The following is a 6,309-nucleotide window of genomic DNA, read 5'->3' as shown; positions in this document are numbered from 1 at the left end:
GCAGTTGCCAGACCGCAAGATGTTTTAACAAATCAAAAGGGGTTTTAATAACTGGCTTAAAGCTGAAAGCTTTCCGGCCCCCCCAGCCTAGCTGGGGGTTTTCCATAGACAAAAAAAGACGCTTTTCAGCGTCTTTCTTTCGGAATATTGGTACCGAGGACGGGACTTGAACCCGTAAGCCCTATTGGGCACTACCACCTCAAGGTAGCGTGTCTACCAATTCCACCACCTCGGCACGGATACTGCTATTAGCGCGGGATATCGCTGGTCGGCTGGGCCGGTGCAGCAGGTTGAGTCTGCTCGGTCTTCGCCGGCGCGCTCAGATTTTCCCACTCGCTTCCTTTATTGGTTTTATTGCTATTGATATTACCCAACACCAGACTGATGATGAAGAACAGCGTCGCCAATACCGCCGTCATTCGGGTCATGAAGTTACCAGAACCACTTGAACCAAATAGCGTAGCGGAAGCGCCTGCTCCGAAGGAGGCTCCCATATCAGCGCCTTTACCTTGCTGCAGCATGATCAGACCTACAAGGCCAATTGCCACAATAAGGAAAACAACTAAAAGAGCTTCGTACATAATCAACCTGTTCCTTGCGGAGTTGCCGCGTACCAATGCTTCTACCAATAAAGCGGGATTTTTACTGTTTCCCACTGAAGCGGGTGTGAATACTAACCAAAGCGAATGACCTTCGCAAGGGCAATTTAAGCGCATTGTATCAACTGCGGAAAAAAACAGCAAAAGCGTTGTTTTTTGCGGGCGGTAAGGCGGCAACCGCCGCCTTTTTAGTCACTTAAACGGCTTTTACCGCATCCGCGATACGATGGGCGAATGCCGTAACCTGCGCTTCATCCTCGCCTTCCACCATCACGCGAATCAGCGGTTCGGTACCGGATTTACGTAGCAGTACCCGCCCACGATTGCCGAGTGTGGCTTCTACGTCCGCCGTTACCGCTTTCACCGCTTCATTTTCCAACGGATCGCCGCTACCGGCGGTGTAACGCACGTTAACCAGAATCTGCGGGAACATTTTCATACCGCTGCACAGATCGTGCAGACTCATATGATTACGCACCATCGCCGCCAGAACTTGTAGCCCCGCCACAATACCGTCGCCAGTGGTCGTTTTATCCAGCAGAATAACGTGACCAGAGTTTTCCGCGCCGATGCGCCAACCTTTTTCCTGCAATTTTTCCAGCACGTAGCGGTCGCCCACTTTCGCCCGGGCAAACGGAATGCCAAGCTGCTTGAGCGCCAGCTCCAGCCCCATATTGCTCATCAGCGTCCCCACCGCGCCGCCGCGCAGTTGCCCCTGGCGCAGCCCTTCGCGCGCGATGATATACATAATCTGATCGCCATCGACTTTATTGCCTTCATGGTCAACCATGATGACCCGGTCGCCGTCGCCGTCAAGCGCAATGCCGAGGTCCGCCTTCTCCGCTAACACGCGCGCCTGCAACGCGCGCACGTCGGTCGCGCCCACTTCTTCGTTAATGTTGACGCCGTTTGGCTCACAGCCGATGGCGATAACGGTCGCGCCCAGCTCGCGCAGCACATTCGGTGCGATATGGTAGGTAGCGCCGTTGGCGCAATCCACAACCACTTTCAGACCGTTGAGGCTCAGTTCGTTCGGGAAGGTGCCTTTACAGAACTCAATATAGCGTCCGGCGGCGTCGACGATGCGGCTCGCTTTCCCCAGCTCGGCGGAGTCTACGCAGGTGATCTCTTTTTCCATTTCGGCTTCGATGGCTTCTTCCACATCGTCAGGCAGTTTCGTACCGTCGATAGAGAAGAATTTAATGCCGTTATCATAGAACGGGTTATGCGAAGCCGAGATAACGATACCCGCCTCCGCGCGGAAAGTCCGCGTCAGATAGGCGACGGCTGGCGTTGGCATAGGTCCGGTAAACGAGGCCGACAGCCCCGCAGCGGCAAGGCCCGCCTCCAGCGCGGACTCCAGCATATAGCCGGAAATACGCGTATCTTTACCGATAATGATTTTACGCGAGCCATGACGCGCCAGCACTTTTCCGGCAGCCCAACCCAGTTTAAGCACGAAATCAGGTGTAATGGGGGCATTGCCTACACGTCCGCGAATCCCATCGGTACCGAAATATTTACGATTACTCATAGCGTTTGTTTCCCTTTGCAGACAGAGTGGCTTCCACCACCCGCATCGCCTCTACGGTTTCTTTGACGTCATGGACGCGAATGATCTGCGCGCCCTGCATCGCGGCAATTACCGCGCACGCAAGGCTGCCGTTCAGACGGTCTGATGGTCCCACGTTAAGTAACTGACCAACCATCGTTTTACGTGACATTCCCACCAGCAGCGGCAGGTTAAAATGATGAAACTCACCCAGTCGCGCCAGTAAGGTATAATTGTGAGAGAGATTTTTACCGAAACCGAATCCGGGGTCGAGCAACAATTTCTCTTTTGCGATGCCGGCCTTCTCACAACGTGCTATTTGCTCAATAAAGTAGCGATTCACCTCGGCAAAGACATCGTCATATTTCGGCGCCTCCTGCATGGTTTTGGGGTTGCCCTGCATGTGCATAAGACTGACCGGCAAGCCGGTTTCCGCTGCCGCTTCCAACGCGCCGGGTTCGGAGAGCGAACGGACATCATTGATAATATGCGCGCCCGCCCTTGCCGCTTCACGGATCACCTCGGGTTTAGAGGTATCCACAGAAATCCACACTTCAAAACGTTGCGCGATTGCTTCCAGTACCGGAATAACGCGATCCAGCTCTTCTTCCACGCTCACTTCCGCCGCGCCTGGTCGCGTTGATTCCCCCCCCACATCAATAATTGTCGCCCCGGCATTCACCATTAAATTCGCATGTTTCACCGCCTCAATCAGCGTGTTATGCGCGCCGCCGTCGGAGAACGAATCCGGCGTTACGTTCAGGATACCCATAACATGCGGATGAGTGAGATCGAGCGTGGCGCCCTGAGCGAAGAGTTTCATGGTCAAAATCCCTGTTTTATTTGTGGTGAGTTAAAAAAAGAAAAACCCCGGGGCAAGCCCCAGGGTTTCGGTGAGCGCTAAACATAATGTTGTACAACAAACGCTTATTTGTCGCCCAGCTGCTCTGACATCGTGTTGCCCGGGTTCGGCGTGCGTGGTTCATCAACCGGACGCGGCGCCTGAGGCGTACCATTGCTGTCAGAGTTATTGGTGCCGTTTGGATCTTCCCAGCCCGCAGGCGGACGCACTTCACGACGCGCCATCAGGTCATCAATCTGCGGCGCATCGATGGTTTCATATTTCATCAGCGCATCTTTCATCGCGTGCAGAATATCCATATTGTCAGTCAGGATCTGACGAGCGCGATTGTAGTTACGTTCAATCAGCGCTTTCACTTCCTGGTCGATGATACGCGCAGTTTCATCAGACATATGTTTCGCTTTTGCGACGCTACGGCCGAGGAACACTTCGCCCTCTTCTTCCGCATACAGCAGCGGACCGAGTTTGTCGGAGAAGCCCCACTGAGTCACCATGTTACGCGCCAGGTTAGTCGCGACTTTAATGTCGTTCGACGCCCCGGTAGAAACATGCTCAACGCCGTAGATGATCTCTTCCGCCAGACGACCGCCGTACAGGGTGGAGATCTGGCTTTCCAGCTTCTGACGGCTAGCGCTGATTGCGTCGCCTTCAGGCAGGAAGAAGGTCACGCCCAGCGCACGACCGCGCGGGATAATCGTCACTTTGTGCACTGGATCGTGTTCCGGCACCAGGCGACCGATAATCGCGTGGCCCGCTTCGTGGTACGCGGTCGACTCTTTCTGCGCTTCCGTCATCACCATGGAGCGACGTTCGGCACCCATCATGATTTTGTCTTTCGCTTTCTCGAACTCAACCATCGACACAACGCGCTTGTTACCACGAGCCGCAAACAGCGCCGCTTCGTTGACCAGGTTCGCCAGGTCCGCACCGGAGAAGCCCGGCGTACCGCGCGCAATGATCGCCGCATCAATATCCGTCGCTAACGGTACGCGACGCATATGCACCTTCAGAATCTGCTCACGACCGCGAACGTCCGGCAGGCCTACCACCACCTGACGGTCGAAACGACCAGGACGCAGCAGCGCCGGGTCAAGGACGTCCGGACGGTTAGTTGCGGCGATAACGATGATACCTTCGTTACCTTCGAAGCCGTCCATCTCAACCAGCATCTGGTTCAACGTCTGCTCACGTTCATCGTGACCACCGCCAAGACCTGCGCCACGCTGGCGGCCTACGGCGTCGATTTCATCGATGAAGATAATGCACGGCGCCGCTTTTTTGGCCTGTTCGAACATGTCACGCACACGAGACGCGCCGACACCGACGAACATTTCCACAAAGTCAGAACCGGAAATCGTAAAGAATGGCACCTTCGCTTCACCCGCAATGGCTTTTGCCAGCAGGGTTTTACCGGTACCCGGCGGGCCGACCATCAGGACGCCTTTCGGAATTTTACCGCCCAGCTTCTGGAAACGGCTCGGTTCACGCAGGTATTCAACCAGTTCCGCCACTTCTTCTTTCGCTTCGTCACAGCCCGCGACGTCAGCAAACGTGGTTTTGATCTGATCTTCCGTCAGCATACGCGCCTTGCTCTTACCGAACGACATGGCGCCTTTGCCACCGCCGCCCTGCATCTGACGCATGAAGAAGATCCAGACGCCGATCAGCAACAGCATCGGGAACCAGGAAATGAAGATAGAAGCCAGCAGGCTTGGCTCTTCAGGTGGTTCGCCAACAACCTTGACGTTTTTAGTCAGCAGGTTATCAAGCAGCTTCGGATCATTAATCGGAATGTAAGTCGTGTAACGGTTACTATCTTTCTTGGTAACGTTGATCTCACGTCCGTTGATACGCGCTTCGCGAACCTGGTCCTGATTGACCTCTTGCAGGAAGGTAGAGTAATCCACCTTACGGCCATTAGACTCGCTGGGCCCAAAGCTCTGGAATACTGACATCAGCACAACGGCAATGACCAGCCAGAGTATTAGGTTTTTCGCCATGTCACTCAAGGGATTAACCTCTTATTACAACTGTGTTAAAAACAGCGTCAGGATACTCTATATCCAGTTTCTTTCAAACCTTACGTCTGAAATCTGCCGGTTATCACTTTCGCCCGGTCGCTACAATGTACACTTCACGCGAACGCGCACGCGAAGAGTCCGGCTTACGAACTTTAACCTTCGTAAACAGGGAGCGAATTTCCCTTAGATACTCATCGAAACCTTCGCCCTGGAACACCTTCACTACAAAACTTCCGCCTGGCGCCAGCACATCGCGGCACATCTCTAACGCCAGCTCCACCAGATACATGGCGCGGGGGATATCCACCGCCGGTGTTCCGCTCATGTTTGGTGCCATATCCGACATGACAACTTGTACTTTACTGTCACCCACGCGTTCCAGTAACGCTTTCATGACAAGTTCATCACGAAAATCGCCCTGAAGAAAGTCCACACCAACGATAGGATCCATAGGTAAAAGATCACAAGCGATGATGCGGCCTTTGCCGCCAATCTGCGTGACCACATACTGTGACCAGCCTCCTGGCGCAGCGCCGAGATCGACTACCGTCATTCCCGGCTTAAAAAGTTTGTCACTTTGCTGTATTTCATCAAGTTTAAACCAGGCACGGGAGCGTAGCCCCTTTTTCTGCGCCTGTTGAACATATTTATCGCTAAAGTGTTCCTGAAGCCAGCGGCTTGAGCTGGCAGAACGCTTTTTACCTGTCATTTAACTTTCCCGTCGGGGCAGTTCATCGTAGCCAATGGCGTAAATTTCTACACGCCTATTTGGCGATATAAGGGAGATGGCGGTAGAATGACCCGTTTTCAATCCCAACGTAAGCAAAAATATACGATGAATCTGAGTACTAAACAAAAACAGCACCTAAAAGGTCTGGCACATCCGCTCAAGCCTGTTGTTATGCTTGGCAATAATGGTTTGACCGAAGGGGTACTGGCCGAGATTGAACAAGCGTTAGAGCACCATGAACTTATCAAGGTGAAAATCGCCTCGGAAGATCGCGAAACAAAAACCTTGATCGTGGACGCTATCGTGCGCGAAACCGGCGCCTGTAACGTACAGGTCATCGGTAAAACGCTGGTGCTGTATCGCCCAACTAAAGAGCGTAAAATCTCGCTGCCGCGTTAAGGATATCCTAAAGTCGAACACAAAATCTGTGTAAAACGAGGGGTTTTCCACGAGCAGGAGAGCAAAATGCCACGCTCTCTCCGTTGATAAAAGGCCGCTATGCGGCCTTTTTCCTTTCTTTACAATACACCAACAATTTGCGTATT

The 6,309-nt window shown here is 53.4% G+C and carries 6 protein-coding genes and 1 tRNA gene; 1 reads left to right on the top strand and 6 read right to left on the bottom strand.

Annotated elements, in window-relative coordinates; genetic code table 11:
• Positions 1–148: 148 nt before the first annotated feature.
• The 6 genes from ACLJPE_RS21455 to rlmE form a co-directional block, all read right to left on the bottom strand.
• A tRNA-Leu gene (locus tag ACLJPE_RS21455) sits at positions 149–235 on the bottom strand.
• A gap of 13 nt (positions 236–248) precedes the next feature.
• Positions 249–581: a preprotein translocase subunit SecG gene (gene secG / locus ACLJPE_RS21450; protein ID WP_000272680.1), complete on the bottom strand. Its 333-nt coding sequence runs from the start codon at positions 579–581 to the stop codon at positions 249–251.
• 214 nt (positions 582–795) lie between these two features.
• Positions 796–2,133 carry a phosphoglucosamine mutase gene (glmM, locus tag ACLJPE_RS21445; RefSeq protein WP_000071169.1) on the bottom strand — a complete coding sequence of 446 codons (1,338 nt, stop codon included), beginning with the start codon at positions 2,131–2,133 and terminating at the stop codon, positions 796–798.
• The gene (gene folP / locus ACLJPE_RS21440) at positions 2,126–2,974 is read right to left on the bottom strand and encodes a dihydropteroate synthase (protein WP_000764711.1); all 849 of its coding nucleotides are present in this window, start codon (positions 2,972–2,974) and stop codon (positions 2,126–2,128) included. Before folP ends, glmM begins: the two co-directional genes overlap by 8 nt.
• A gap of 104 nt (positions 2,975–3,078) precedes the next feature.
• Positions 3,079–5,013, bottom strand: coding sequence for an ATP-dependent zinc metalloprotease FtsH (gene ftsH / locus ACLJPE_RS21435; RefSeq protein ID WP_023137153.1), 1,935 nt, complete (start codon positions 5,011–5,013; stop codon positions 3,079–3,081).
• 103 nt (positions 5,014–5,116) lie between these two features.
• The gene (gene rlmE / locus ACLJPE_RS21430) at positions 5,117–5,743 is read right to left on the bottom strand and encodes a 23S rRNA (uridine(2552)-2'-O)-methyltransferase RlmE (RefSeq protein WP_000145974.1); all 627 of its coding nucleotides are present in this window, start codon (positions 5,741–5,743) and stop codon (positions 5,117–5,119) included.
• 126 nt (positions 5,744–5,869) lie between these two features.
• Between rlmE and yhbY the strand changes: the two genes are divergently transcribed.
• Positions 5,870–6,163, top strand: a complete 294-nt coding sequence (gene yhbY / locus ACLJPE_RS21425) for a ribosome assembly RNA-binding protein YhbY (RefSeq protein WP_001592995.1) — start codon at positions 5,870–5,872, stop codon at positions 6,161–6,163.
• The last annotated feature ends 146 nt before the right edge of the window (positions 6,164–6,309 follow it).

Origin of the sequence: Salmonella sp. SAL04196 (genome assembly GCF_046550835.1) — a bacterium.
In the GTDB taxonomy this organism is placed as follows: Bacteria; Pseudomonadota; Gammaproteobacteria; order Enterobacterales; family Enterobacteriaceae; genus Salmonella; species Salmonella enterica.
This window is presented reverse-complemented; position numbering and strand designations above follow the sequence as displayed.